Source organism: Myroides sp. LoEW2-1 (assembly GCF_009767705.1).
Taxonomy (GTDB): domain Bacteria; phylum Bacteroidota; class Bacteroidia; order Flavobacteriales; family Flavobacteriaceae; genus Flavobacterium; species Flavobacterium album_A.
In genome coordinates, this window is the sequence record NZ_WSPP01000052.1 from 1 (window position 1) to 1,070 (window position 1,070).

The 1,070-nt window shown below is 31.4% G+C and carries 2 protein-coding genes; both read left to right on the forward strand.

What is annotated here, in order from left to right; translation table 11 throughout:
• The first annotated feature begins 65 nt into the window (after positions 1-65).
• Positions 66-419 carry a transposase gene (locus GOQ24_RS03940; RefSeq protein WP_160339156.1) on the forward strand — a complete coding sequence of 118 codons (354 nt, stop codon included), beginning with the start codon at positions 66-68 and terminating at the stop codon, positions 417-419.
• A 175-nt stretch (positions 420-594) separates the two neighbouring features.
• Positions 595-1,070, forward strand: a 476-nt coding sequence (locus GOQ24_RS03945) for a transposase (RefSeq protein WP_160339157.1), incomplete at its 3' end; no start/stop codon positions are given.

The window sequence follows — 1,070 nt, forward strand, 5'->3', positions numbered from 1 at the left end:
GGATCAATCTCAAAAGTTGTGTGTGAATTAAAAACTACAGATCTTTGTAATAATAAATAATAACCGTGGAAAACTATATTGAGTTTGTAAAAATGATTTTACCTGAGTTTTTAGTAGAACATTTTGATTTAGTAAAAACGATAAAACAAGGTGAAACAATGCACCTATATTTTGAAGAATTTAATAGAGTCCCGGATGAAGCAAAAGACCGTATTCTTATAGGTCATGGATTTCATAATGAAACCACAATACAAGATTTTCCTTTACGAGGAAATAGTGTTTATCTTCATGTCAAGCGTCGTCGTTGGTTAGATAAAACTACTCGCGAATTAGTACAGAGAGATTGGAATCTAGTAGCAAAAGGCACTCGTTTAACTGATGAGTTTGCCTCTTTTTTAAAAGAAATTAATAGATACTAAGGCAAGTGATTGCCATACAATAGGAGGTTTCTTTAATATTGATGGTAAAAAACTACAACGCCAATACAAAGATTCACTAAGTGATTTTCAAGCTTGGGAACATAAAGAACACGCTAAAGACTATCTTCTTTTTCCTGAAAACATAGGTCCTAAACTATCAATAGACGAAACAGCTTTGTCAAAAGGTGAGCTCTATACAATTATTACAAACAAATATAGTAGAGGAAAGCAAGGAAGTATAGTAGCAATTTTTTCTGGCACTAAAGTAGAGCCTATTATAGAGAAGCTTCTTACAATCTCCTCTAAGACAAGATCTAAAGTTAAGGAGATAACACTTGATATGGCAAATTCTATGAAAAAAATTGTTACGAAGTGCTTTGTTAATGCAACACAAGTAACAGATCGTTTTCATGTACAGAAACTAGTAAATGAAGCATTACAAGATATTAGAATACAAGAACGTTGGAATGCTTCAGATATTGAAAACAACTTAATCCTACAAGCTAAAAAAGAAGGTAAACAATTTATTCCAATAGAATTTGATAATGGAGATACAGCTAAGCAACTACTTATAAGAAGTAGATATCTACTAACTATGGATCCAAGTAAATGGACTACTAATCAAATGCAAAGAGCAGATATATTATTTAA